Genomic DNA, 24923 nt, shown 5'->3' with positions numbered 1-24923 from the left:
GGGATTACTTGATGAAACAGACGATAAAAAAGCACGTCAGCTTAACGGGAAGAGACTTTTTGACGTTGTTGGATTACGCACCAAAAGAAGTAAAAGAGTTACTTCGTGTAGCGGCTGAAATAAAACAAAAGGCTAAAGATCATGACCACGAACCGATATTAAAAGGAAAATCTCTTGGTATGATTTTTGAAAATGCTTCAACTCGTACGCGTGTCTCATTTGAGGTAGGGATGACGCAATTAGGTGGTCATGCCTTGTTCTTGAGTCCGCGTGATTTACAAATTGGGAGAGGCGAGCCGATAAAGGATACAGCAAAGGTGCTCTCACGTTATGTTGATGCGATCATGATTCGTACGAACTCTCATGATATGGTTGAAGAATTAGCTGCAAACGCAGACGTACCTGTCATCAATGCTTTAACCGATGCGTATCACCCATGTCAGGCATTAGCAGACCTCCTCACAATCAAAGAATACAAACCAACACAGGAGAAGTTGAAACTAGCTTATGTTGGAGATGGAAATAACGTCGCCCATTCATTACTTATAGCTGGAGCAAAGACAGGAATGGATGTTGTTGTCGCGACACCAAAAGGCTATGAGGTTGATGCGGGAATTTTTGCGGCAGCAAAAAATGCAGCAGAGGAAACAGGGGCTTTGTTAACAGAAACAAACGATCCTGTTCATGCATGTGAACAAGCTGATGTGATTTACACCGATGTGTGGGCAAGCATGGGCTATGAAGGTGAGCAGTCTGAACGAGAGAAGGCATTTGCACCATTTCAAGTAAATGAAAACTTAACAAGCCATGCAAAGGACGATTATTTATTTCTCCATTGTTTACCAGCTCATCGCGGGGAAGAAGTGACAGTTGATGTAATTGATGGAGGTCATTCTGCCATTTACGATCAAGCAGAAAATCGTTTACACGTTCAAAAAGCTATATTGACATCGTTACTCACTTAAAAAGATTAAGAACAGAACTCATGATTCCTCCTTTAAACGGAAACTCTAAATAGAAAGGAGGGATAACTGTGGGACAAAATCGACAATTTGATCATGGTCAAAAAGCACCGAATAACGGTATCTATGTTGAAATCGGGGAGACTGGTAGTATGGTAACAAATCCAAAATCCGTAAAGCTGAGTGTAGGAGAACGTTTTCCGGAAACAACTAATGATGATCGAAAATGGACACAAAAGCAAAAACCATAATCGAAATGAAGAGAAAGCACTGAATAAACTCAGATGCTTTCTCTTTTTTTTTGAAGAAAAATATCTTCGATTGTCTCATTCCGTATGAAGCGACATATGCATAGGGTAATAAGGAAATGACGTTTAAAAGTTATTACTTAAAAACGGATGGGAGAGGCGAGTAGATGGCGATTGATCAAACTTTTTTTACAATAGAAAACCAGCGAAATGTCCTCTTTTTTCCTGAAAGACCAAATGGTTTCGCTGTATTAATCATCGGAGATCACGCTAAGAGTGTGGAAGAGAATACGAGTATTTGGCACCAACATCCAGAAAGACATCAGTTTATTACATCGCTCATTAACCAAGGTTATACAATTTTCACCTCTGAGCTATTTGGAGCGCATTGGGGGAATCAACGAGCAGTTGATTACATCGAGCAATTGTATCATCTGGTCTATAAGAAAGCGTTGTTGAATAAGAGGATCCATGTAGTATCAGAAAACAGCGGGGCACTAGTCTCACTTTCTTTAATGAAAAGAAGACCAGACTTCTTTCGCTCGGCTTTCTTTATAAACCCATGTTTATCTTTAGAAGTATATGAAAAACAGGAAAAGCAAAATAAACTTTATTATAAAAGGTTCAGAAAAGAAATTGCACAGGCCTATGGAATCAATGAGGATCAAACCGATGTTTCTGAGGTTTTCAACACCATTGATCTTGAGAATATGATTTGTCCTCCGATGCAGATTGTTCATGATGTAACGAATAAACGCTTTCCTTTTGAACAGCATAGTCGCCCCTTTTCTATTGCATGTGAGAGAGTAGGAAAAAAAGCGTCAATTAGCTTGCATGGGAACGGGAAGAACTATTCTTCCTATGTCGCCCCAATCCTTCGTTTTTTTAAGAAACATGAGGAAAAGCTTTAATCCCTTTTGAGCTTGTCTTAAGAGGGAAGTACATATGGATGGTTTTAAGGAGGGGATCAGGTGAGACGAGTAATCGTTACCGGAGCATTAGGGTTTATTGGGTTTCATTTATGCGAACATCTTCTGTCGGAGGGGATTGAAGTTGTCGCAATTGATTCTGATGATGAAGCGACACAAGAAGAGCAGGAAGAGAAAGAACTTCGCATAGGGAGAAATGCTCTTTTTCAATTGCATAAACAGCCTTTTAAAGAGATTAATTTCAACGGAGTAGATACGGTATATCATTTAGCAAACAAAGAGTTTAAGCAAGTAGAGGAAGAAAAAGAAATCTTGAAAGAACTCATGTGTAGACTTCCACAAAATGTAAGAGTGATCTACCCTTCGACGATTGAGATGGAGACCGATTTTGGTAAACAAAAACGAATACTAGAAGCACAGTTGAAGAAACTTGTTGATAAGTTGGGGTTGTCCTATGTCATTGTGCGTGTACCTGATCTTTATGGTCCGTGGCAACGTAAAGAATTCAAAGATAGTGAATACGAGAAGGCGATGTATGTATTGGATGCCATTCAAGGACTGGTTTTAGCTGGCCAGAAAAAAATCAACAATCAAATCATTCACCTCCCTACCCTGTATGATATTAAAATGAGTGAAACGACGGCCGATCAGACTAGGCGATCTGATGAGTACGTGAAAGAAGCTAAGTCCGTTTTAGGATTTATACCTAAAGTAGGATTAGACGAAGGTCTTGCATATTATCATCAACATGTGAAACAATGGCAGAAGCAAAAAAGGTTCAATGAAGGTAGGGTTTAATTTTGAGGGAATCCTTAGTAGGGATAGTGATCTTTGCGATTGTCACCATTGCGGTCTTTTTTATAGGGCAACTGCTTTTTGGCTTCCAAGACGGGGTGAATGTGCTACTTGGCTTAAGCGCGGGAATTATTGCAGAAGTGATATATCGCCGCCAAAAGGTTAAAGGTTAATAGAGAAAAAAGATGGTCAATGCTGACCATCTTTCTTGTCGATTATGATTGTTTTTTATAAAACGAGTTCTCATAAAATTCAATGCTTGGATATTTATCAATCGCTGTACGCATTTGGAATTCATTATCAAAGAGAGCAACAATTCGACCATCACGGTCGGTCACTAAATTACGTTGCATCTTTTTGAATGTGTCCATCTCGTTTTGTGGTCCATCCACCCATCTTGCAAATGAGTAGGGAAGACGATCGAGTTGAATATCAACATTGTATTCACCATTTAGACGATGTTCTAAAACTTCGAACTGTAATACCCCAACGACCCCAACAATTTGTTGCTCGGAAAAACGGTTATACGATTTAAATAACTGAATCGCCCCCTCTTCTGTCAGCTGTTGAAGGCCTTTTTCAAAGGATTTATGTTTCATTGCCTCTTTTACTGTAATGGCAGAGAAAAATTCAGGTGAGAAATGAGGCATCTCGTCAAACTCAAATGGTTGCCCCTCAACTAGTGTATCTCCAATTCTAAATGTACCTGGATCAAAGAGACCAATAATATCACCTGCATGAGCCTCATCAATAATGCTGCGACTTTGTGCAAGGAACTGAGTTGGTTGTGATAACTTCATGTTTTTACCTAAACGAACATGCTTTACTTGCATACCACGCTCAAATTTACCTGAAGTAATTCGTAAGAAGGCAATACGATCACGGTGAGCAGGGTTCATGTTTGCTTGAATTTTGAAGATGAAACCAGAGAATCCAATATGTTCTAATGGGTCGATGACTCCTTTTGTACTCTCGCGAGGCGTTGGCCATGGAGCAAGGTCAAGCATATGTTCTAAGTAGGTCTGAACACCAAAGCTTGAAATAGCACTACCAAAGAAGATCGGTGTAAGCTCTCCTCTTTTGATAAGATCAAGGTCAAATTCATCACCCGCCACATCTAATAGCTCCAGCTCTTCTCTAAATTGAGCGACCAATTCTTCATCACCAATTGCTTCATCAAGTCTCGGGTCATCCGAGCCAGTAAGCTGAATAACATCAATATCATTTGGATTTTCAGGGTTGTAAAGTTCAAGCTTTTTCGCATGACGATCATAGACACCTGAGAATGATTGCCCAATTCCAATTGGCCACCCCATTGGATACGAACGAATGCCAAGTACTTCCTCTAGCTCTTCCATTAAATCAAAAGGATCTCTTCCGTGTCTATCTAACTTATTCATAAACGTAAAGATTGGAATGCCGCGCATTTTACATACTTTAAATAATTTCTTCGTCTGAGCCTCGACACCTTTAGCTGCATCAATTAACATCGTAGCAGAATCGGCTGCCGTTAACGTACGGTACGTATCTTCACTGAAATCTTGGTGACCAGGTGTATCAAGGATGTTCACATGGTACCCGTCGAATTTAAATTCGAGAACGGAACTTGTGACAGAGATTCCTCTCTGTTTTTCAATATCCATCCAGTCACTTGTCGCATGTTTCGTATTTTTTTTCCCTTTAACCGTTCCAGCTTCACGAATGGCTCCTCCAAACAGAAGGAGCTTTTCAGTTAATGTTGTTTTACCCGCATCAGGATGCGAAATAATCGCGAATGTCCGTCTAGACTGCACGGCTTCTTTATGTTTCATATTAAAATTCCTCGTTTCTTCAAATCAGTATCGTTCCATTATAACAGGCGAAAGCTTTTGAAGCATCTACAATTAAATGAAAGGCAATGGTTGTGAGATCAATCTGCATCGATCTTCCTATTTCTCGTTAACATATTTCATTAGCTAACATTACAATTTCATTACAAAACTTTAATTAAGACAAGTTAGAAAGGGGTTTATAATAGAATTGACGAATAAGTAGATGTTAAAACAAGGTTAAAAAAATTATCGGGACTTTTATCACTTCCGAAAGAGCGAAGCGCAAAAATTCCTTCCAATGCTTTATACTAGGTTGTGGTGTAAATCTATCAGGAGAGTGCCAGCATGAAGATACAACAGTTATTTCTTATATGTTTTCCGTTATTATTATTGTTTTCTAGTTGTGCAAATGAATCGAATCCATCTGCCCTTCAAGGTGTAGGGTTATTAATTGAAGATACAATTGATGACCAAGGGTGGAACAGCAAGGGCTATCAAGGCCTCCTAAATATTCATTCCTCATTAGATGTTCATGTCGATTTTAAAGAAGAAGTTAATTCAAGATATGACATAGTTTCTGCAGTAGAGCAATTTGTGGAGCAAGACATCAATCTTATTTTTGGACATGGTCATTTCTTTGCTGACCATTTCACTACTTTAAGTAATGATTATCCACAAGTTCACTTTATTAGCTTTAATGGCGAAGTTAGTGGAGCGAATGTTACTAATCTAGCGTTCGACAGTTATGCAATGGGTTATTTTGCTGGAATGGTTGCGGCGGCGATGACCCAAACAGATCGTATTGCTGCTATTGCAGCGTTTTCTTGGCAACCCGAAGTACGTGGGTACATAGCTGGGGCAGAATATATGAATACGAATGTAGAAATAGAGATTAAGTATGTAGAAGATTGGGCCGATGAACAAACCGCCTTATCATACTTTAATGAGCTGAATGAACACGGATACGATGTGTACTACCCAGCAGGAGATGGTTTTCATGTGGAAGTAGTGGAAAGAATAAAGGAAGAAGGATTATATGCTATTGGGTATATAGGGGATCAATCTGATTTGGGTGAAGCAACGATTTTAACAAGCACAATACAACATGTTGATGAGTTATACGGACTTGTTGCTACAAAGTTTCAAGCAGGTGAATTAAAAGAGGGAAACCATACATTTGACTTTCCAGACGGCGTCATTTCGTTAGGAGAGTTTGGATCTCAGGTGCCAAAAGAAGTTCAAGACACCGTGCAAGAAGCGCTACATACTTATATGGAAACAGGAATGTTGCCTCATGAACACGAATCAAAAGAGTAGGGTCTGCCTTGCTTTTTTATGGGTAGTCATAGTATGTTAAGAATCGAGAGATATATTTTGAAGAGGTGAAAGCGTTGAGTAATCCAGAATTAAATATGAAATTTATGCAAATTGCGATGAAGCATTTACCAGAGGGCAAAAAGCTTCTAGATGAAAAAGGGATTGAATTAGGAATGGACGATCTTCAACCAATGTTAGATATGCTTCTAAAAGTAATGAACGAAGCGTATGAACTTGGAAAAGAAGAGTCGAGTGATAGTGAATAATCCAAAGTCTAATTAAAATGAAAGAGGCTCACCTGAACAGCTCAGGTAGGGGCCTCTTTCTATGAAGAGGAGAGTTATTTTTGTTAAAAGAAGAAAAATTACAAGCCTTTGCAGATAAAATGAAAGAAGGGTTTAAGCTCGTTAGTGAGAAGAGAAATGAAGAAGCGATTGAAGCGTTGAAACCATTTGTAGAATTAATGAAGAATAGTGGAGGGGAGCACATCCGTTTATTTGTTCATTATAGTATCGCTCAAATCCGAACGGGAGATTTAGAAGGCTTTTTAGAATCATATGAATATGTGAAAAAAATGACAGCAAAAACATCAGAAGAAGAGGCTTTGAAAAATCAACTTGACGGTTTTTTCATCGATTTAATGGAACAGCTTGGGAAGGACACAGGACAATCGGAGTAAGGACACGCTCAAAAAGGACCGACCTTCCATACGATGTAGAGAATCTATGTGAAGGAGTTGGGTTGAATGACCTATCAGCATTATCAACCGTATCAACAAATGGTCCGTTCTGGTCATGGATCTCATCATGATCAACGTTATTTCCCTTTTATCCCTTTCTTGGGAGGTCTAGCGATCGGTGGGTTGCTTTTTAATAATTACAGTCGTCCACCTGTTTATTATGGACCAAACTATGGACCGAACTTCGGTCCGAATTATGGTCCTAGTTTCGGCCCGAGTTTCGGTCCAAACTGTGGACCGTATTGTGGACAAAATTACTGGAGATAACAGAAGAAGAAAAGCGACAACGCTTAGGCGTTGTCGCTTTTTTCTTCTACTTGTTCCTGTTTTTCTGATGTCGCGTTTGTATTCTTTGGTTCTTGTTTAAAGAATGTGTGTACGACTCCCATTAGTGGAGCTAATTTATCTAAGGTCGGACCCAAGGTTTGGACGATTGTTAATATTTGTTCGAGTTGAGAGGGGACTTTTTCTGGCTCCTCTTTTTGTGGTTGCCTCGCTTCTGGTGGTGTTCCAAACATTAATTGAGAGAAAGGATCCATCGGTTGTTCTTTACGTTTTTGTTCTGACATTTTTACCCTCCTTACACAAAATCCATTACTTTCTCTAGTAGTGTATGGGCAAAGTCATCATTCCGTGTGAGGACAAATGCCCGTTTCCATATGTATACATTTGTTCATTAAATACAGGTGGACAGATGAAAGGGGATACGCTAAAATTAGTAGTAGGTACTAATAATAACTCGTAAAAGAAAGTTGATATGAATGAAGGGGGAATTGTTACATGGTGAAAGCTGGTATTTACGGCATTGGAAGTTATGTTGGGGAGCGCGTTGTAACAAATGCAGAATTTGAAAAAACGATTGATACTACGGATGAATGGATTCGAACTCGAACAGGGATTGAAGAGCGTCGCTTTGCACCAGACGATGTCGACACTTCAGACATGGCTTATGAAGCAGCTAAAGAAGCATTAGAGCATGCAAATATTTCTGCAAGTGACATCGATCTAATTCTCGTTGCAACTGTGACACCTGATATGGATTTTCCAAATGTCTCCTCTCTCATTCAAGAACGTTTAGGTGCAAAACAAGCAGCTGCTATGGATATTAGCGCGGCATGTGCGGGGTTTATTTACGGGTTAGCAACAGGACAACAATTCATACAAACTGGTTCATATAAGCATGTACTAGTGATTGGTGTAGAGAAATTGTCGAAAGTAACGGACTTTAGTAATCGTAATACTGCTGTTCTTTTTGGTGACGGGGCTGGAGCAGCTGTGTTAGGGCCGGTTGCTGAAGATAGAGGTATTTTAGCTTTCGAACTTGGAGCAGATGGTGCAGGCGCCATGCACATTCATAAACGTGATGATTACCTTGAGATGAATGGTCGCGAAGTCTTTAAGTTTGCAGTTAGACAAATGGGTGAATCATCTTTATCTGTTTTAGCTAAAGCAGGTCTAACGAAAGAAGATGTTGACTTCCTTGTACCTCATCAAGCAAACATTCGCATCATGGAAGCTTCAAGAGAACGTCTTGAGCTACCAGTAGAAAAAATGTTAAAAACCGTTCATAAGTACGGAAATACCTCATCTGCATCCATTCCGATGGCGATGGTCGACGAACTAAAAAATGGTAAAATTAAAGACGGAGATCTTTTAGTCCTTGTTGGTTTTGGAGCAGGTCTTGTTTGGGGATCTGTAGCCCTTCGTTGGGGACGTTAAGAAGAATCGAATATACTTATTAAATATGGATGATAAAAGGAGCGATTGGTAGTGAATAAAAGACGTGTTGTTGTAACGGGAATTGGAGCTGTCACACCGCTTGGTTTGAATGTTGATACTACGTGGGAACAAGCTATTCAAGGTCAGTCTGGCATTGGAATGTTAACTCGTGTTAATGCAGAAGAGTTTCCGATGAAAGTAGCAGCAGAGGTTGATGGATTTGATCCGAGTGAATTTATGGATAAAAAAGAAGCACGTAGAATGGATCGATTCACTCAATTTGCAGTTGCAGCGTCACTTATGGCGTTAAAGGATGCAAAATTAGAAGTGACAGAGGATATCGCCAACCGAGTAGGTGTGTGGATTGGTTCAGGTATCGGCGGAATGGAAACCTTTGAACAGCAATTCCGTATCTTTATTGAAAAAGGACATAAACGAGTGAGTCCGTTCTTCGTCCCAATGCTGATTCCAGATATGGCTTCAGGTCAAGTTTCAATTATTACAGGAGCCAAAGGAATTAACTCATGTTCCGTAACCGCTTGCGCTTCAGGAACTAATTCAATCGGTGATGCATTTAAAGTCATTGAACGAGGCGATGCGGATGTCATGATTACGGGCGGAGCTGAGGCACCTATTACGAATATGTCTGTGGCTGGGTTCTGTGCAGCAAAAGCAGTAACAACAACGGATAACCCTGAGAGAGCTTCGCGTCCATTTGATGCGAATCGCGATGGATTTGTGATGGGAGAAGGCGCTGGCATTCTTATTTTAGAAAGCCTTGAGTCGGCAGAGAAACGTGGAGCAACAATTTATGCGGAAATTTCAGGATACGGTGCGACAGGAGATGCACATCATATAACGGCACCAGCGCCAGAAGGTGAAGGCGGAGCGCGCGCGATGAAGATCGCTATTGAGGATGCGGGTCTTACTCCAGAAGATATTGATTACATGAATGCACACGGAACAAGCACACCTTACAATGATAAGTTTGAAACAATGGCTGTGAAGGCAGTCTTTGGTGATCATGCGAAAAAACTGGCGATTAGTTCAACTAAGTCAATGACCGGTCATTTACTAGGTGCAGCTGGTGCAGTTGAATCGATTTTCTGTGTAAAAGCGATTAAAGAAGGGATCATCCCACCGACAATTAATTACGAAACAGCTGATCCCGATTGTGATCTAGACTATGTTCCGAATGAAGCTAGAAAACAAACGGTACGTGCAGTATTAAACAACTCATTAGGTTTTGGTGGACATAATGCAACATTAGTATTTAAAAGCTATCAAGCATAAGGACAAAAAAACTCATTGACCAATCGGTCAATGAGTTTTTTTACATATCATCTTCAGTTTTTTCCTCATCCTCAGTTGAGTCTTTTGCAAGAGTAGCTGAAGATTCAGAGAAAAAAGAAGTGATCGCTTCACGATTTTTCTCGAAATCAAGCTCTAACACTGCACCAGCATGACTATAATGTTTATCTGTATATCCGTTCTGGACAGGAATACGTAATGTATCAATATCATCCACTGGGTTGAGTAAGAAATCTCGTCCGAGGCTAAGAATTCTAGTCGTTCTTAAGTTGGTATTAATATAAGGTTCAAGTGAGCCAACTAAACGAGGAACTCGGGTAATTCCTGACAAGGTTAAAAGTTCATCCTTTAAAATCGATAACATTTCTTGTTGTCGCTCTACTCGTCCAAAGTCATTATTCCGATCACTTCTGAATCGTACGTAGTTTAAAGCATCGTGGCCATCGAATGTTTGCAGGCCCGGTTGGAAGTCGATAACGGTATTACCAACACTATAGTACATACGATTTTCGACATCTACTTCAACCCCGTTAGGTGCAATGGTATCGACGACTTCAATAAAGCCATCAAAGTTAACCATTGCGTAATAATGAAGGTCTAATCCGAAATTATGCTCAAGGGTTTGACGTAATAAATCAGGTCCCCCTAAGAAAAATGATGCATTGATTTTATTATCACGATAACCTGGAATTTCAACATAAGTGTCACGCATGATGGATGCAAGTTTGGCATCACCGGTTTTTGGATTGTATTGAGCAACCATAATGGTATCGGTTCTCGCTGGCTCATCATCAGCTGTGTCGACACCGATAAGAAGCACGTTAATCGGCTCGTTATTCTCAGGTTCTTTTGAATTGAATTCAGTTTCATCTTCAATATCGTCTGTAACCTCATCGGAATCCGTTTGATTGTTGTCTATATTTTTAGTTGCAGTATTCTTCCCTAATTCAAATTGAATGACTGCAAAGGCGGCTGTTGAAAGAAACAGCAACGAGAAAACAATTAAAAAAGAAATAAACACTTTTTTACGTTTTCGTGGTTGGCGTCTGCGTCTTAATGATCGATTCGTGCGAGTATCCACCTAATATCCTCCTAACAAACAGTAAAATAAGAAATAAAACATGAATGAAAAATGATAACGTCTTTCATTATAGCAGATTTTGTTGTTATGACTGTGGGAAATTACGAAAAACTTATAAATAACGACAGTATTCTACTTCAAACGACTGACTTATTGGAATGTTATTCATGTTTGTTTTTATCTGATAGACACACACTAAAGCAAAGAAAAACATGAAAGCCAAGTAATCGGATTTTACTGAATACTATTACTTTTTTCTTTCGTTAAAAAAAGAAGCGATCTACCTTGGTTGGATAAGTAGAACATAGTATTATTATTGCTTAGAGAGAGATAAACCATAAGAAGAAATGTTGGGAATCCTACAGTATTCTAGGAGGAATATGAGATGAGTATACACGACAAATACATTCATAAACGAGTTAATACATCGTTGGAAGCTGTGTCAGGTATAGAGCCTGGTGAGGATATTATCGTACCACTAGCTGTCGGTGAGCCGCCTGCTTTGATGCAAGCTTTGGTTCATCACGATGCGTTAGAGGGTAATCGTTTGTACCAAATGCTATCATTACATCCAGTGATTTCATTTGACCCGAAAAAAGTTAAAGTTGTCTCTATGTTTTTAAATAAAGATGAGCGTCGAGCTTTTTACGATCATGAAATTGATCTTTTACCAAATCATTTTTCAGATTTACCTGAGATCTTAAAAGAGGCGACCGATCAGCAAGTGATTATGGCGACGGTTTCACCGATTGATGAAGAGGGTTACTTTTCATTAGGAACAAACTGTGATTATGTCGCTCCATTATTAAAAACAGCCAAACGCATTATTTTAGAAGTAAATAAAAATATGCCGAGAACATTTGGTCAAAACCGAATTCATATTGATGACATTGATGCGCTGTATGAAAATGATGCCTTATTACCTGTTACACCAGATATTCCGTTGCGTCCAGAAGATGAAATTATTGGAAAGACGGTTGCAGATTTGATCCAAGACGGAGATACATTACAAATTGGGTTCGGAGCGATTCCAAATGCAATTATGAATTTCTTGAAAAATCATCGCGAGTTAACCATCTTTACAGAGATGATCCCTGATAAAGTCGTTGATTTATTTGAAAGTGGGGCTGTTACAAATATGTCAAACCCTTTACATAAAGGTAGCATGACCGCAACGTTTGCGTTTGGTACGAAGCGCCTTTATGACTTTATGCATGAAAACAAGCAAGTACAAATGTATCCTGTGGATGAAACAAATGATAGCAAACTGATCGCCACTATTAATCAATTAGTTACGATTAATGCTACGATAGAAGTTGATTTTTTAGGACAATGTAACTCTGAATCGATCGGCGGAAGATATTACTCTTCAACGGGAGGTCAAGGTGATTTTGGCATCGGTGCTCGAATGTCTAAAAATGGTAAAGGGATTATTTGTTTGCACTCAACAACGAAAAATGGCACAATTTCAAAGATCGTTCCGACATTAGCACAAGGTTCTGTAGTAACCACCTCAAAAAATGATGTTGATTACATCGTCACCGAGTATGGGGTAGCCAAGCTTCGTGGCAAAACGATCCGTGAACGAACACAAGCGCTTATTCAAATCGCGCATCCTAGTTTTAGAGATGAACTGACAGAACAAGCGAAAGAGTTAGGGTATTTATAGAGGGAAAAGAAGCTAGCCATTAAAATTGGTTAGCTTCTTTTTCATTCTGTATAGACTTAAGCCACGATAATGCTTCCTCTTTTGTCGTTAACGTTTGATTCATTTGTTTTTTCTCCGCTGCAAAAAGAATCTTACGAAATTCTGGGCTGGGCTTCATTCCAGCCTCAATTAAATCATCACCCGTTAAAAGAGGTGTTAGCAGGCTTCGTTGTTTATAATAGGCATCTATTATTTTATGTTGTTTTAAACATCGATCAAGGGAAAGGAATACTAGCACCTCATCGGAAATCGTATAAAGTTTTTCATGCAATTGATCCATCGATGGAATATCTAGTTCTAATTCTTGTCTTACTTCGGCTAGGTCTTGCACAAATAAACGAGACTTAGCCGTTAAAATATAAGGTTGAAGCAGCTCATTCCAATTATCTTTGTGGTAACAAAGGGAGGTTAAAATATAAAAAACATTAGCATCCATCTCGTTTAATATGCTTCTTGCGTGAGCATATTCTTCATCTGTTACAGTGATTCCCATTAAATTTTTCCAAATCAGAAGGTCATCAAGCATTTTAAAAGGAGCGATGCTTGTTGTTTCCTTCCGTATCAAGCTCAACTCTTGCATCAAGCGGTTTTGACTTAATGTCTTAAGTGGTTCAACAGCTGCTTTCGCAAACCTTTTTGTATTGGAATCAATACGGTAGCCGAAGCGGTTTGCAAATCGAACGGCACGAAAAATTCGAGTCGGATCCTCTATAAAGCTTAATGAGTGAAGAATACGTATGTTACCTTCTTTTAAATCTTTTAACCCGTTATAATCATCAATTAACTGACCGAAGGAATCGGCAGAAATCACCATCGCCATCGCATTTATCGTAAAGTCTCGTCGCGTCAAATCCTCATGAATGTTAGAAGCGCGCACAGTCGGAAGGGAGGCTGACTCTTCATAGTATTCGGTACGGCATGTGACGACATCTATCTTTTCCCCATCTGTTGTCGTCCACGTAGCCGTACCAAAGCTTTCATGTTCTTTTACTTCGCCTCCATAGGTGTAAGCCAAAGCTTTCGCAAAGTCTATACCGTTGCCCTCGATAACTACATCCAAGTCTTCGTTAGAACGATTTAACAGTAAATCACGCACAAATCCTCCGACTAAAAAAGCGCGAATGTTAAGGCGATCCGCTTCTTGTCCAATTTGATTTAGTAATGTAAAAGTTTCTTTAGGAAGATTGTCCTTCATTTGATCAATTAATGTTTCAGGTGCATGAAGATCTGATTTTTTTTGGAGTTGTGCAATGACATTTGTTCGAGAAATGAGTCCAACGACTACATCATGATCGACGATCGGAATACGACCAATGTTATGTTGAATCATTGTTCTTTGAATTTCTTCTAATGTAGCTGATGGTGGCAGCGTAACGATCTCTCTGGTCATGTATCCTTTGACTGGAGCGTGTCCGTATTGATGATGAGAAGCTTTATCGATATCTCTGCGCGAAATCAAACCCACAATTCTACCTGTGTCATCAATGACTGGAAATCCAGTATGTCCGAAACGAATCATAGCCTGTTTTGTCTCATCAACGGAATCATTTTCGTTCATCATCTTTACGGGAGAACTCATCATGTCTTTTGCCAAGGTTGCCTTCTCAATAATAAGAGGATGTAGCTCATCAATCAATTCTTTTGCGGATTCTATAGATGATTTCTTTAGTATAGCCGAAGCCGCTTGTGCATGGCCGCCACCCCCTAGTTTTTTTATGAATGGACCAAAGTCGATACGAGAAGAGTTTGCTCGACAACTAATGTAAACGTGCTTGTCCATCCTCACTGCAAGAATAATAGCATCGGCTGAATTCGTATCAAGTAGTTTCCCGGCAAGAGTGCCTAAACCATTTTGATATTTCTTCTGTTCAAAAAAGGAGGTAACAATCGTTAGACCTTGTTTATGAATGACATGTTGATGATCATACAGTTGCTCAAATAATTTCTGCTCTGTTTCTGAGAAAGAAGGTGCCACAAATCGATTGACAAGTTCGATGTCTAATCCTTGTTCAAATAAATAGGCAGCAACTCTAAAGTCTCGATTCGTTGTTGTATCAAACGTAAAATTTCCTGTGTCTGAGTATAAACCTAACCCAAATAATGTAGCCTCATTAGAAGAAAGTTTCATACCTTTTTCTATCATTTGTTCGAGTAGGAGGGTGGTGGTTGAGCCGACTTTTTCAATTTGTTTGTATGTATCACATATGAAGGGTGGATGATGGTCGTAAATGATGGTGTTTATCGTATCACTTAGATCACCCTGAGGAATGCCCGTACGTTTAAGTGTAGCAACATCAACGAGAATGAGTGTCGAAACATCATGCCAATTAATGTCTTGATATAACATAAATTCTAGTGCGTCGCGATAGATCGCCATATAAGGAGTGACACTTGTATCTAATTTATCTGAGATTGCAACTATAGCGTCCGGATACAATTTTTGAGCTGCTTTCATAGAAGCCAGGCCGTCAAAATCAACGTTTTGATGGGAGATGATTACAATCATAGTCAACCCTCTTTCCCTACTTTTTCCTCATTGTACCAAATTCATATGGAAAAGCCTATATGGATTGATACTGATGGAATCAACACAAAAAAGAGAGGCTGTTAGAGCCTCTCTTCAAACATCAGACCAGTTTCGTGAGGGGGGTCCTGTTCATAAGGATTCGTTTTATGAGCTGAGCTTGTATCAATCATTAATCGATACTCTGATAAAACATCTTGCATAAATGATGCAAGAATATCTGAGTTCATTTGACTATGATCTGTATTATCATATGTCTTATTCGTAGATGTCAGTAAGTTGTTAGACTGTTCAACCACACCGATGCTTTCAAAATATTCGCTGTATTTAGTGTAGACCTCATGTAGTTTTTTTGTGTTCGATTCGCATGTGCGTTGATCAATATGTTTGAAAGATAGGACCAATTGGTTATAGCTGCGAATGAGTTTCTCGACAGTTTGTTGATATTCATTCGTTAGTTCCTCGTGAGATTCCTTTGCATTCTTGTATTTACTCTTGTTTTTATTCGATTGTTTTTCATAATAGTAATCGTAATAAGTGATCTGGTGCTCAGTTGGATGTTGAGTAGGATTCTTGATTGAAACCGATCGATCTATTGGTTCAATAGGATGAACACCACTAGCGTTGGTCATCCGGTTCACAAAGCTTGTATGAATACGGTTTGCACGAAGCGAATTCGTTCTAGATATTTGAGTCATCCTGTTCACCACCTAATTTGTTTGATTAGTAATATATATTCTATTCTATGGCTTCTATTCCCTTTCTGATTTATTTTAATCATAAAAATCGACAAAAGATCCTTTTATGATTAAAAAAACTGACGCGGTCACTAAACGCGTCAGTTCTTTTCTCATTATTTTGCAAAAACATGGTTACCGATTCGAATGGTTTCTGTTTGAGTAGCAATCCAATGGTTTGTTGCGATTTCTGGATTATAGAAGAAAATTGAACCTTGTCCTTGACCTTGAAAGGCAATGGCTTCTTGGGCTGCTTTTTTCGCTTCAGCATCTGCAGGTTGTTGAATCGAGCCATTTTGAACAGGAGTAAATGCATAATGTCCAGATGCATGGACTTCATTGATAACTTTTTTAATTGAATTTGGAAACTCTGAATGGTGAACTCGGTTTAAGACGACAGTGGCAACTGCAACTTTACCTGCATAAGGTTCACCTTGGGCTTCAGAATGAATGAGTCGCGCCAATAAATCACGTTCTTCACTTGAAACGGCAGCGGGAATCGTTAATGTCTCTCCAACATAGATGGCAGACGACGATTTGTCATTTAATTGTTTGATAGATTCAAAAGACACACTGTACTGTTGACCTAATTTATAAAGTGTATCCCCAGATTGTACAGTGTGCGTTTGTACGGATGCTTCAGCTAAGTTATTTCCAGCTAAAGTAAGGGTTACTCCTGCACAGATTGTGAATAATAGTTTTTTCATTCTTAAGAAACCTCCTCAAATCAATCTACTTCATAAGTTATCAAAAGATACTGAAAAAATCTCCATGAAAACTTTTCCAATATACCTACAAAAATAGAATTAACCCTATCACTATCACTCTAGTCAGCTATTTTTACAATTAGGTAACGAACAGTGTATAAATCTATAAAAAACTGAATAAAAAACTAAGTTTACAAGAATAAATAATAAGTTTTTTTCTTATATATAGGGGTTTAGAGAGACATGAATACTAAGTCTATTAAGCAATTTTTATGCATGATTTACCATAGGATACTGCTAGATTCTATGTTACTGTTTTGTGGTAAGACAAAAACAATAATCTTCAAGGAGGAATTCTTTCATGAAAAAACTTATCGTTACGTCTATTGCCGCTGCAACAATTGCAGCCGGATTTGCTGGGTCAGCTGGTGCAGCTGAACAGTCTAATACACAAGTAATTAAAGAAAGTCACGTCATTCAATTAAATGGTGCTGATTATGAATCAATGCAACATTTATTAGAGGAAGTGAAAAACTCTAGTAATCTACAAAATTTATTAAATCAATGGAATATCACAATCCCTGAATTACAAGAGCAAGTGGAAATAGAGCAGTCAACGCCAGCAGAGCCAAAGAAAGAAGTAACACCTGTTGAGCAACAACCAGCACCCGAACAACCACAAGTTGAGGAGCCAAAACAAGAGCAACCTCAAGAACAACCGAGTGCACAACCAGCACAGCCTGTACAACAACCAGCACCTAGCACACAACCAGAGCAAGGGACTGCAGAACAGGTACAAGGCTTAACAGCTGAAGAACAACAAATGGTTAATCTTGTTAATGAAGAGCGTCAAAAGCAAGGACTAGCACCATTAAAAGCAGATCTTGAGATTACCGAAGTTGCACGTGTGAAAGCACAAGATATGATCGACAACAATTACTTTTCTCACAATTCACCAACGTACGGTTCTCCGTTTGATATGTTGAACCAGTTTGGTATTCAGTACAATACTGCAGGAGAAAACCTTGCTGGTAATCAAACTGTAGAAGCAGCACATCAAGCTCTTATGAATTCAGATGGACACCGTGCCAATATTTTAAGCTCAAATTACTCTGAAGTAGGAATTGGTGTTGTTGATGGTGGACCATACGGAAAAATGTTTGTTCAATTGTTTAAAGGATAATTATATAGTTGATAAATAGTGAGAACTTGGTCCTTGGCCAAGTTCTTTTTTTTGAGGGAGTGGGATTAATCGTTGTTAGCGGTACTTATAATCTAACCTTTAATAGAATGTAACCATATTGAGATGAACGTGTAATGTTTGTTTAGTATAATGTTCTTACATACAAGGGGGAGTAAAGATGAGAAGTAAGGTTAGACGTATAATCAATACAAAACTAATTCTAGGTATCTTACTAATTATGATAGTTTCATTAATGGGACCGAAACAACCGGTTGCTTCTCCTAAGCTTAATGTCGAGAGTGAAGCAGCGATATTAATAGATGGTGAGACGAAAGAAGTATTATATGAAAAAAACAGTACGCAAAGAATGTACCCAGCGAGTATAACAAAAATCATTACCGCTATTGTCGCCATTGAAGAAGGAGACCTGCAAGAAAAGGTAACTGTAAGTGAAAACGTCATGGAAGTAATCGGCACGAGGGTTTACTTGCTTCCTGGAGAAGAAGTAACGTTAAAAAAACTTGTTCAAGGCTTAATGATCAATTCTGGGAATGATGCAGGTCTTGTGATCGCTGAGCATATGGATGGAAGTGAAGAGGCTTTTTCTAAACGGATGAATCAATTCATTAGAGAAAATGTTGGTGTAAAAGATTCTCACTTTACCAATCCGCATGGGCTATTTGATGAAGATCACTACACAACAGCTTATGATTTCGCGTTGATTACACAATATGCAATGGAAAACGAAGTATTTAGGGAAATTGTTTCAACGAAAGAAATGGAGTGGATTGGTGAAGGATGGGAAACTACCATTTATAACCATAATCGACTACTTTGGGATTATGAAGGGGCAACAGGTGTGAAAAATGGATTTGTTCAACGATCTGGATTTACGTTATCTACTGCGGTAAAACGTGATGATACTGAACTTATTGCGATTACGCTCAATGCGCCGACAGCCAATCTTTCTTATCGTGACTCAAGCAATTTATTCGATTATGGATTTGATCACTTTGAAACAAATAAAATAGAAAATGATCAGTTATTTGAAACAGATAATGGGAAAGAATACGGATTAACGAAAGATATTTTTTATGTAAATAAGCAAGAAGAAGAGGTAGAGCTAGCTGTGACCAATCAAGGGAAGCTCCAGATCATAGGAGCTGAAAATCGAATCATTAAAGAAGTCGAATTAGAAAAAGTAGACAACGAAGAACAAGACGAAGAAGTATTACCTGTTGAAGAGCCACCAGAACAAGGCTTTGTTCAGTGGTTACTGCAACTTTTTCCACTGTTTATTGGAGCAAAGATCAATTTATAGAACGATTAAAAGCCAAGTGTGATGTCGCACTTGGCTTTTTAACGTTTAAAGGATAGGTTTTTCCTCTATTTGTAGCGGTTTCGCGCTAATCGTATAGGTTTCCGAGCGAAAACTTCACTGTTGAGAGCGAATTCTCATTGTTTTCGCGCAAAACAAGCAAGTTTCCGCGCAAATGCATGAAGAATATGGAAAAAAGCTTTACGCTAAGTCAAGTCCTTAATCCTGTGTAAATTAGGATTCAATGTTTCAGCTATTGCTGATGATCATGGTTTAGGTTTGTTTTTATTTTTTGGGAGCGAGGGGTACCCCTCGCTCCCAAAAAATTTCGCTTCGCACTACATGGATGATTCACTGGGAAAATAAAATTTACGTCCACCGCAATCTAACGTTTTTTCGTAATCCATGAGTACCGCACCAATCAGTCGAAAAGCTGATTGATTGTTAGGGAAGATTCGTATCACTCGTTCTCTTCTTCTAATTTCTGAGTTTAAACGTTCTAAGTTGTTGGTTGTTCGTATCTTAATTCGAGCTTCGGCCGGTTCATCCAAGAATTGAATGGCATCTTCAAAGCCTTCATCTAATGTGTTAATGGCCTTCTCATAGGCTTTTTGAAGTTCATATGTTTGAATAAACTCGTTTTTAAGTGTTCTTGCGGCTTCCGGATTAGGCGCATCAAAGATGCTCTTCACCATTTCTCTTGCATCATATGACCCTTTCTTTGGCATACACTGAAAGATATTGCGCTTAAAGTGGACTGTGCAGCGTTGCCAACTCGTGCCAATAAAAGATTCTGTGATGGCACTTTTCAGTCCAGAATGGGCATCAGAAATCAGTAGACGAGGCGATTGAAGGCCTCTTGATTTTAGATAGTCAAAAAAGCACATCCATGCTTCTTTACTCTCTGCGTGATTGACACGTAAACCAATGATTTCTCTTTTATGATCTTGGTTTACCCCCACTGCGATATAGACGGCCTTAGATACTACTTTATTGTGCTCTCTCACCTTAATATACATGGCATCTACGTAGACATATTTATAGTAGGTGATGTTCAAAGGGCGGTCAGCCCATTCCTTTACGAGAGGGTCTAACTTAGCTGTGAGGCTAGAGACAAACGACTTAGAAACGGTTTCTCCGCAAAGCTGTTCTACGATCTTAGTCACCTTACGGGTAGACACCCCGTTCACGACCATTTCTAACATAGAGAGGACCAGTGATTGGTCTGCTCGTTGATATTTTTCAAACAAACTAGTAGAGAACTCCCCACTTCGAGTACGGGGAACTTTAAGCTGTAGTTTGCCGATCGAAACCGTATAATCTCTTTCATAGTAACCGTTACGGTAATCCTTACGATCATCTACCCTTTGATAGAAATCAGACTCCATATACTCGTCGCGCTCTTTTTCCATAAATTCATTTAAGACTAAAACAAGAGAAGACTTTACAACAGCCTCTAATCCAGAATTCATAACCTCATCTTTTAAATTTTCCATATCTAGGGTAAACTTAATTTGAGCCATCATCAATTTCTCCTTTCAATATTTTCGTCGCTGAAAACATTGTTGCCAGAAATTGATGTGGCTTATTCTTTTTTACACAATTATATGGACTCTATCTTACGCTAAACGGACTCCTCCGCTTTTCTTCTTATTTCTTCTTTACTTGGATTTGTTCTACTCGGTGACCTGGGCCTTTTTTTAGGATGAGGTCAGCGCGGTTTTTGGTAGGGCGGATGTTTCGTTCTAAATTAACGCCGTTGATGCCCTTCCAGATGTCTGTTGCAAAACCAATCGCTTCTTCATCGGAGAGATCCTTGTAACGGTGGAAGAAGGAGTCTGGATTTTGGAAAGCTGTGTTACGTAATAATTTAAAACGTTCGATGTACCAGCCCAAAATATTCTCCTCTTCTGCGTCAACGTAGATCGAAAAGTCGAAGAAGTCGGATACGAACATTTGTGGTATTTTTTTGCTTTTCTTATTTACTTGTAGCACGTTAATCCCTTCTACGATGACCACATCGGGTTGTTCAATGACTTGTTTCTCGCCTAGTCGATCATAGGTAAGGTGAGAGTAGAGAGGAGCCTCCATGTAAGCGGAACCAGACTTTAAGTCGGTTAGAAAGCTAAGCAAGCCTTCAATATCATAGCTTTCAGGGAACCCTTTTCGTTTCATTAGTCCTCGTTCTTCAAGTGTTGCATTTGGATACAAGAAGCCATCAGTTGTGACAAGATCTACTTTTGGTTTTGTCGGAAGGCGAGATAGTAGTGTTTGAATTAATCTAGCAGTTGTACTCTTACCAACAGATACACTCCCAGCAATTCCAATCACAAAAGGAACTTTTTCTGTTTTCTTTTGAAAAAACTGATTTAGGTCTTGGTGAAGGCTAGATGCATGTTTAATATGCATAAATAAAAGTTCGGAAAGTGGTAAATAGATATCTGTAACCTCATCGGATGAGATTGTTTCATTAATACCTTGTAGTTGAGCTCTTTCCTGAGATGTTAGTGAAATTGAAATTTTCTCTGATAGCTCAGCCCATTCTGAGCGAGAAAATGTTGTATATGCAGATGGGCGTGAGATCATTTTGTAGGTCATCATGATCGGCTCCTTTTTTCATACCTGTGAATGTTACGTATTATTGTACACTATTCGAGTTGAATCGATAAGGAGCAAAGTTAAACCACTCGCTACAAGGAAAAAACGCCAACCTTCAAATGAATGAAGATTGACGCCGATTCGAAGCTAAAAAGAAGATTAATTTTTCTCTTGCCAATACGTAGGACGGTTGTAATGAACGTGTAGTTTTGTTTCATCTTCTACTGTAATTACCTGGCCAGATTCGAGTTCTGGTGCATTTTCGATTAGCTCATTATCGAGACCGACGGTAATAATATGACTCTTCCAGTCAACATCAGTCAACCATTCAACAGATACAAGTACTAATTCTTTATTGAAAAAACCTCCGACGTTGACAACGAAATAACGAATTTTCCAAGTCTTATCATCAATGACGCAATCATGAATCTTGCCAACTTCTCCACCTTTGGAATAGACGGTATACCCTTTGATATCCTCGACACTAATCAAATGCTGATCTTGATCAAACTCGGTATCTTTTACAGTTGCAGCATCTGCTTGTAATCGTTGCTCTTCTTGATTACGTGGTACTTCTGGATTAAAGATCGGAGGCATCATTGGAGCATGAGCTTGGAATCCAGTCATATCTCTAGGTCTATCAGCACCACCCCAGTAACCTTCCCAACCATAATAGGTGCTGAGTTGTTTCTCATATTTTCTCGTAACAGGTTCATGTTCTTCAGGCTTTGGACTATCTTTGATTTGGTCCTTTGTCGCTTTAACAGCAATGCGCTCATTATCTCTATCTATGTTCGAAAAGGAAAGAGGGCTTAATAGTACTTTCCCTCCAAAGAACCACGTTCTCGTGTCACCGACAAAATAGCGAATCGTCGCAGTATCGGAATCAAAATAAAAATCGTCTAACGATCCTAATTCACCATCACTTGCTAGCATAGAATATGACTTTAAATCTTTTGCACGTAGTAACATGTTCATCAATCCTTTCGTTTATATGTGTAATGTTCTTATTATGTTACTTCCCGAACAAACTCATTTTAAACATAAAAGTGAAAACGTAATCGTTAAAAAGGTAAATCAAAATCCTTTACTTTTTATCAGTTTAGAACTAAACTGATAAAGGTAAGGAGGTTGAATGGCTGTTGAAGAAATTTAAGCATGAAGAAAAACTTAATTTATTAATATGGTTTCGCTTAGCTAGAATGTATCATGCAAGCATCCGTTTATCGAATGACCATTTAAGTCAGTGGAACTTAACAACCTCTCAATTTGATCTATTGGTTCAAATTGGGACTCACCAGCCACTTTCTCAACAAGAGTTAGCCGAAAAGCTTTTTGTGACAAAAGGAAACATTACTCAAGCAATCGTCAAGTTAGAAAAAAATGGCCTTGTACAACGAGAGCAACAATGGCGGACAAAGATCCTTAGCTTGACGGAAAAAGGAGAAAACCTTTTTTCATCGGTTGTCCCTAGCCAAGAATCTTTTCAAGCCTCGCAGTTTGATGGATTAACCAAAGAAGAACAAAAAGAGTTATTACGGTTATTAAAGAAAGTCGAGATAAAGGGACTAAAAGAACACACAAACCATAAGGAGTGATAGGCATGACAAGAAAACCATTAAAAGGACAGCATCATGTATCGGCAATTACAGGTAATGCGAAAGAAAATTATCGTTTTTACACAGAAGTTTTAGGGATGAGATTAGTTAAGAAATCCATTAACCAGGATGATCCTTCTGTGTACCATCTGTTCTATGCAGATGAGCGTGGAAATCCAGGGACAGATTTAACATTTTTTGAAATCCCTCATGCAGGAACTACACACCCAGGAACAAATAGCATTACAGCCACATCTCTTCGGGTGCCGAGTGATGCGGCTTTAGATTACTGGAGGGCACGATTTGATGAGTATAAAGTCGATTATGACGAAGTGACAAAGCATACAGGCCGAGCAACATTGTCGTTCCGTGACTTTGAAGGGCAAAGATTGGTATTAGTATCCGATGAACATGATAATGGTGTAGCTGGCGGAAACCCGTGGGAGGATAGCCCAGTCCCATCGGAGCATGCCATTTACGGATTAGGTCCTGTAACATTAACTGTGAGTCGACCTGAATTAACAGAGAAGGTGCTCACATCGGTCATGGGCTACCGGGAGACAAGACAATACGAACCAATTGCAGATGGACAGAAGCCTGTTCGAGTGTTTGAAACAGGCGAAGGTGGATCAGGAACTGAAATTCATTTAGAGGAACGACGTGATATGGAGCGTGAACGACCTGGCCGCGGAAGTGTTCATCATGTTGCTTTCCGAGTAGAAAGTGAAGAAGAGATGCATAAGTGGGTGGACTTTATCAACGAATTAGGTGTACCAAGCTCTGGGTTTGTAGAGAGATATTATTTTAGATCTTTATATTTCCGTGAACCAAACGGTATTCTTTTTGAACTTGCAACGGATGGTCCAGGATTTGAAGGGGATGAGCCATTTGAAACGTTAGGAGAACGCTTATCATTACCTCCATATTTTGAAGACCGCAGAGAAGAGATCGAATCAAAATTGAAACCACTAGATACCAAACAATAAGGAGAGTTGATCATAATGAAGCACATATTTAGAAAAGGAAAAAATGAAAAACTACCTACATTAGTATTGCTCCATGGAACTGGGGGAAACGAGGAAGATTTATTGCCACTAGCGGATATCATTGCACCAGAGGCATCTGTTTTAGGGGTACGTGGTAATGTGTTAGAAAATGGGATGCCACGCTTTTTTAGAAGATTGAGCGAAGGTGTATTTGATGAGGAGGATTTAATCTTCCGCACGAAAGAGTTAAATGAGTTTTTAGATGATGCAGCAGATCAATATGGATTTGATCGAAATCATGTGGTTGCTGTCGGCTACTCTAACGGAGCGAATATTGCTGCAAGCATGTTGTATCATCATCAGTCATCTCTAAAGGGTGCGGCGTTATTCCATGCGATGGTACCAAGAAGAGGCGTCGATATTCCAGCCTTAAATGATACGCCTGTATTCACGGGAGCTGGAGAAGTTGACCCTCTCATCCCAGCAGAGGAAACGAAAGAGTTGATCAAACGCCTTCAGGAATCAGGAGCTCAGGTGACAGAACATTGGGGTCCGGGTGGTCATCAGCTAACAAAGGATGAAGTAGAAGATGCAAAAGTATGGTTCGAAAAGAATTTTAACTAAAGTAACATTCATTAGCACATAGGAGAAG

The 24923-nt window shown here is 39.1% G+C and carries 26 protein-coding genes; 17 read left to right on the top strand and 9 right to left on the bottom strand.

The window, feature by feature from the left end; all coding sequences use genetic code 11:
• The first annotated feature begins 11 nt into the window (after positions 1-11).
• The 5 genes from argF (at position 12) to CDZ88_RS17440 (ending at position 3107) form a co-directional block, all read left to right on the top strand.
• Entirely contained in the window at positions 12-965 is a 954-nt protein-coding gene (gene argF / locus CDZ88_RS10725; RefSeq protein ID WP_100373532.1) for an ornithine carbamoyltransferase, read from the top strand.
• A gap of 68 nt (positions 966-1033) precedes the next feature.
• Complete coding sequence (locus CDZ88_RS10720; protein WP_100373531.1) at positions 1034-1213, top strand: YjzC family protein; 180 nt, start codon at positions 1034-1036, stop codon at positions 1211-1213.
• 164 nt (positions 1214-1377) lie between these two features.
• Positions 1378-2121: an alpha/beta hydrolase gene (locus tag CDZ88_RS10715; RefSeq protein ID WP_100373530.1), complete on the top strand. Its 744-nt coding sequence runs from the start codon at positions 1378-1380 to the stop codon at positions 2119-2121.
• Between the two features lie 60 nt (positions 2122-2181).
• On the top strand, positions 2182-2937 hold the full coding sequence (locus CDZ88_RS10710; RefSeq protein WP_100373529.1) for an NAD-dependent epimerase/dehydratase family protein: 756 nt from the start codon (positions 2182-2184) through the stop codon (positions 2935-2937).
• Between the two features lie 2 nt (positions 2938-2939).
• Positions 2940-3107 (top strand): hypothetical protein, encoded by a 168-nt coding sequence (locus tag CDZ88_RS17440; RefSeq protein WP_157796534.1) that lies wholly within the window; start codon positions 2940-2942, stop codon positions 3105-3107.
• 42 nt (positions 3108-3149) lie between these two features.
• Here CDZ88_RS17440 and CDZ88_RS10705 read toward each other — a convergent pair whose 3' ends face one another.
• Positions 3150-4745: a peptide chain release factor 3 gene (locus CDZ88_RS10705; protein ID WP_100373528.1), complete on the bottom strand. Its 1596-nt coding sequence runs from the start codon at positions 4743-4745 to the stop codon at positions 3150-3152.
• A gap of 345 nt (positions 4746-5090) precedes the next feature.
• On the opposite strand from CDZ88_RS10705, the gene CDZ88_RS10700 reads away from it, so the two are divergent.
• The 4 genes from CDZ88_RS10700 (at position 5091) to CDZ88_RS10685 (ending at position 7068) form a co-directional block, all read left to right on the top strand.
• Positions 5091-6062, top strand: a complete 972-nt coding sequence (locus tag CDZ88_RS10700) for a BMP family ABC transporter substrate-binding protein (protein ID WP_100373527.1) — start codon at positions 5091-5093, stop codon at positions 6060-6062.
• Between the two features lie 95 nt (positions 6063-6157).
• Positions 6158-6328 carry a ComZ family protein gene (locus tag CDZ88_RS10695; RefSeq protein ID WP_100374669.1) on the top strand — a complete coding sequence of 57 codons (171 nt, stop codon included), beginning with the start codon at positions 6158-6160 and terminating at the stop codon, positions 6326-6328.
• Positions 6329-6408: 80 nt separating this feature from the next.
• Positions 6409-6741: a hypothetical protein gene (locus CDZ88_RS10690; RefSeq protein WP_100373526.1), complete on the top strand. Its 333-nt coding sequence runs from the start codon at positions 6409-6411 to the stop codon at positions 6739-6741.
• Between the two features lie 66 nt (positions 6742-6807).
• The gene (locus CDZ88_RS10685) at positions 6808-7068 is read left to right on the top strand and encodes a penicillin-binding protein (RefSeq protein WP_100373525.1); all 261 of its coding nucleotides are present in this window, start codon (positions 6808-6810) and stop codon (positions 7066-7068) included.
• Positions 7069-7091: 23 nt separating this feature from the next.
• On the opposite strand, the gene CDZ88_RS10680 is transcribed toward CDZ88_RS10685, so the two are convergent.
• Positions 7092-7370: a hypothetical protein gene (locus tag CDZ88_RS10680; RefSeq protein ID WP_100373524.1), complete on the bottom strand. Its 279-nt coding sequence runs from the start codon at positions 7368-7370 to the stop codon at positions 7092-7094.
• Positions 7371-7581: 211 nt separating this feature from the next.
• On the opposite strand from CDZ88_RS10680, the gene CDZ88_RS10675 reads away from it, so the two are divergent.
• Together CDZ88_RS10675 and fabF are read left to right on the top strand one after the other, a co-directional pair.
• The gene (locus CDZ88_RS10675; protein WP_269799259.1) at positions 7582-8520 is read left to right on the top strand and encodes a beta-ketoacyl-ACP synthase III; all 939 of its coding nucleotides are present in this window, start codon (positions 7582-7584) and stop codon (positions 8518-8520) included.
• Positions 8521-8571: 51 nt separating this feature from the next.
• On the top strand, positions 8572-9813 hold the full coding sequence (gene fabF / locus CDZ88_RS10670; protein WP_100373523.1) for a beta-ketoacyl-ACP synthase II: 1242 nt from the start codon (positions 8572-8574) through the stop codon (positions 9811-9813).
• A 40-nt stretch (positions 9814-9853) separates the two neighbouring features.
• On the opposite strand, the gene CDZ88_RS10665 is transcribed toward fabF, so the two are convergent.
• Positions 9854-10912 (bottom strand): LCP family protein, encoded by a 1059-nt coding sequence (locus tag CDZ88_RS10665; protein WP_100373522.1) that lies wholly within the window; start codon positions 10910-10912, stop codon positions 9854-9856.
• A gap of 385 nt (positions 10913-11297) precedes the next feature.
• On the opposite strand from CDZ88_RS10665, the gene CDZ88_RS10660 reads away from it, so the two are divergent.
• Positions 11298-12581 (top strand): acetyl-CoA hydrolase/transferase family protein, encoded by a 1284-nt coding sequence (locus CDZ88_RS10660; protein WP_100373521.1) that lies wholly within the window; start codon positions 11298-11300, stop codon positions 12579-12581.
• Positions 12582-12600: 19 nt separating this feature from the next.
• Here CDZ88_RS10660 and CDZ88_RS10655 read toward each other — a convergent pair whose 3' ends face one another.
• The 3 genes from CDZ88_RS10655 to CDZ88_RS10645 all read right to left on the bottom strand — a co-directional run bounded on the left by CDZ88_RS10655 (position 12601) and on the right by CDZ88_RS10645 (position 16588).
• The gene (locus tag CDZ88_RS10655; protein ID WP_100373520.1) at positions 12601-15126 is read right to left on the bottom strand and encodes a CBS domain-containing protein; all 2526 of its coding nucleotides are present in this window, start codon (positions 15124-15126) and stop codon (positions 12601-12603) included.
• Positions 15127-15227: 101 nt separating this feature from the next.
• Positions 15228-15842, bottom strand: coding sequence for a hypothetical protein (locus CDZ88_RS10650; protein ID WP_100373519.1), 615 nt, complete (start codon positions 15840-15842; stop codon positions 15228-15230).
• 155 nt (positions 15843-15997) lie between these two features.
• Complete coding sequence (locus tag CDZ88_RS10645) at positions 15998-16588, bottom strand: cell wall hydrolase (RefSeq protein ID WP_100373518.1); 591 nt, start codon at positions 16586-16588, stop codon at positions 15998-16000.
• 361 nt (positions 16589-16949) lie between these two features.
• Here CDZ88_RS10645 and CDZ88_RS10640 point away from each other — a divergent pair, with 361 nt between their 5' ends.
• Together CDZ88_RS10640 and CDZ88_RS10635 are read left to right on the top strand one after the other, a co-directional pair.
• Positions 16950-17771, top strand: a complete 822-nt coding sequence (locus CDZ88_RS10640) for a CAP domain-containing protein (RefSeq protein WP_100373517.1) — start codon at positions 16950-16952, stop codon at positions 17769-17771.
• 178 nt (positions 17772-17949) lie between these two features.
• Positions 17950-19092 (top strand): D-alanyl-D-alanine carboxypeptidase family protein, encoded by a 1143-nt coding sequence (locus CDZ88_RS10635; RefSeq protein ID WP_100373516.1) that lies wholly within the window; start codon positions 17950-17952, stop codon positions 19090-19092.
• Positions 19093-19427: 335 nt separating this feature from the next.
• On the opposite strand, the gene CDZ88_RS10630 is transcribed toward CDZ88_RS10635, so the two are convergent.
• The 3 genes from CDZ88_RS10630 to CDZ88_RS10620 form a co-directional block, all read right to left on the bottom strand.
• A complete protein-coding gene (locus tag CDZ88_RS10630; RefSeq protein ID WP_100372488.1) occupies positions 19428-20612 on the bottom strand; it encodes an IS256 family transposase in 1185 nt (394 codons plus the stop codon).
• A gap of 127 nt (positions 20613-20739) precedes the next feature.
• On the bottom strand, positions 20740-21690 hold the full coding sequence (gene coaA / locus CDZ88_RS10625) for a type I pantothenate kinase (protein ID WP_100373515.1): 951 nt from the start codon (positions 21688-21690) through the stop codon (positions 20740-20742).
• A 156-nt stretch (positions 21691-21846) separates the two neighbouring features.
• Positions 21847-22659, bottom strand: a complete 813-nt coding sequence (locus CDZ88_RS10620; protein WP_198507846.1) for a PRC-barrel domain-containing protein — start codon at positions 22657-22659, stop codon at positions 21847-21849.
• Positions 22660-22889: 230 nt separating this feature from the next.
• Here CDZ88_RS10620 and CDZ88_RS10615 point away from each other — a divergent pair, with 230 nt between their 5' ends.
• From CDZ88_RS10615 to CDZ88_RS10605, 3 genes are read left to right on the top strand one after another with little or no spacing between them, the layout of a single operon-like run.
• Positions 22890-23285, top strand: coding sequence for a MarR family winged helix-turn-helix transcriptional regulator (locus CDZ88_RS10615; protein ID WP_100374667.1), 396 nt, complete (start codon positions 22890-22892; stop codon positions 23283-23285).
• 5 nt (positions 23286-23290) lie between these two features.
• Positions 23291-24271, top strand: coding sequence for a ring-cleaving dioxygenase (locus tag CDZ88_RS10610; protein WP_100373513.1), 981 nt, complete (start codon positions 23291-23293; stop codon positions 24269-24271).
• A 15-nt stretch (positions 24272-24286) separates the two neighbouring features.
• Positions 24287-24895 (top strand): alpha/beta hydrolase, encoded by a 609-nt coding sequence (locus CDZ88_RS10605; RefSeq protein WP_100373512.1) that lies wholly within the window; start codon positions 24287-24289, stop codon positions 24893-24895.
• Positions 24896-24923: the final 28 nt, after the last annotated feature.

Source organism: Bacillus sp. FJAT-45037 (genome assembly GCF_002797325.1).
Taxonomy (GTDB): domain Bacteria; phylum Bacillota; class Bacilli; order Bacillales; family Bacillaceae_D; genus Alkalihalophilus.
The sequence above is the reverse complement of the archived record's forward strand: the minus strand, read 5'-3'. Positions and strand labels throughout refer to the sequence as shown.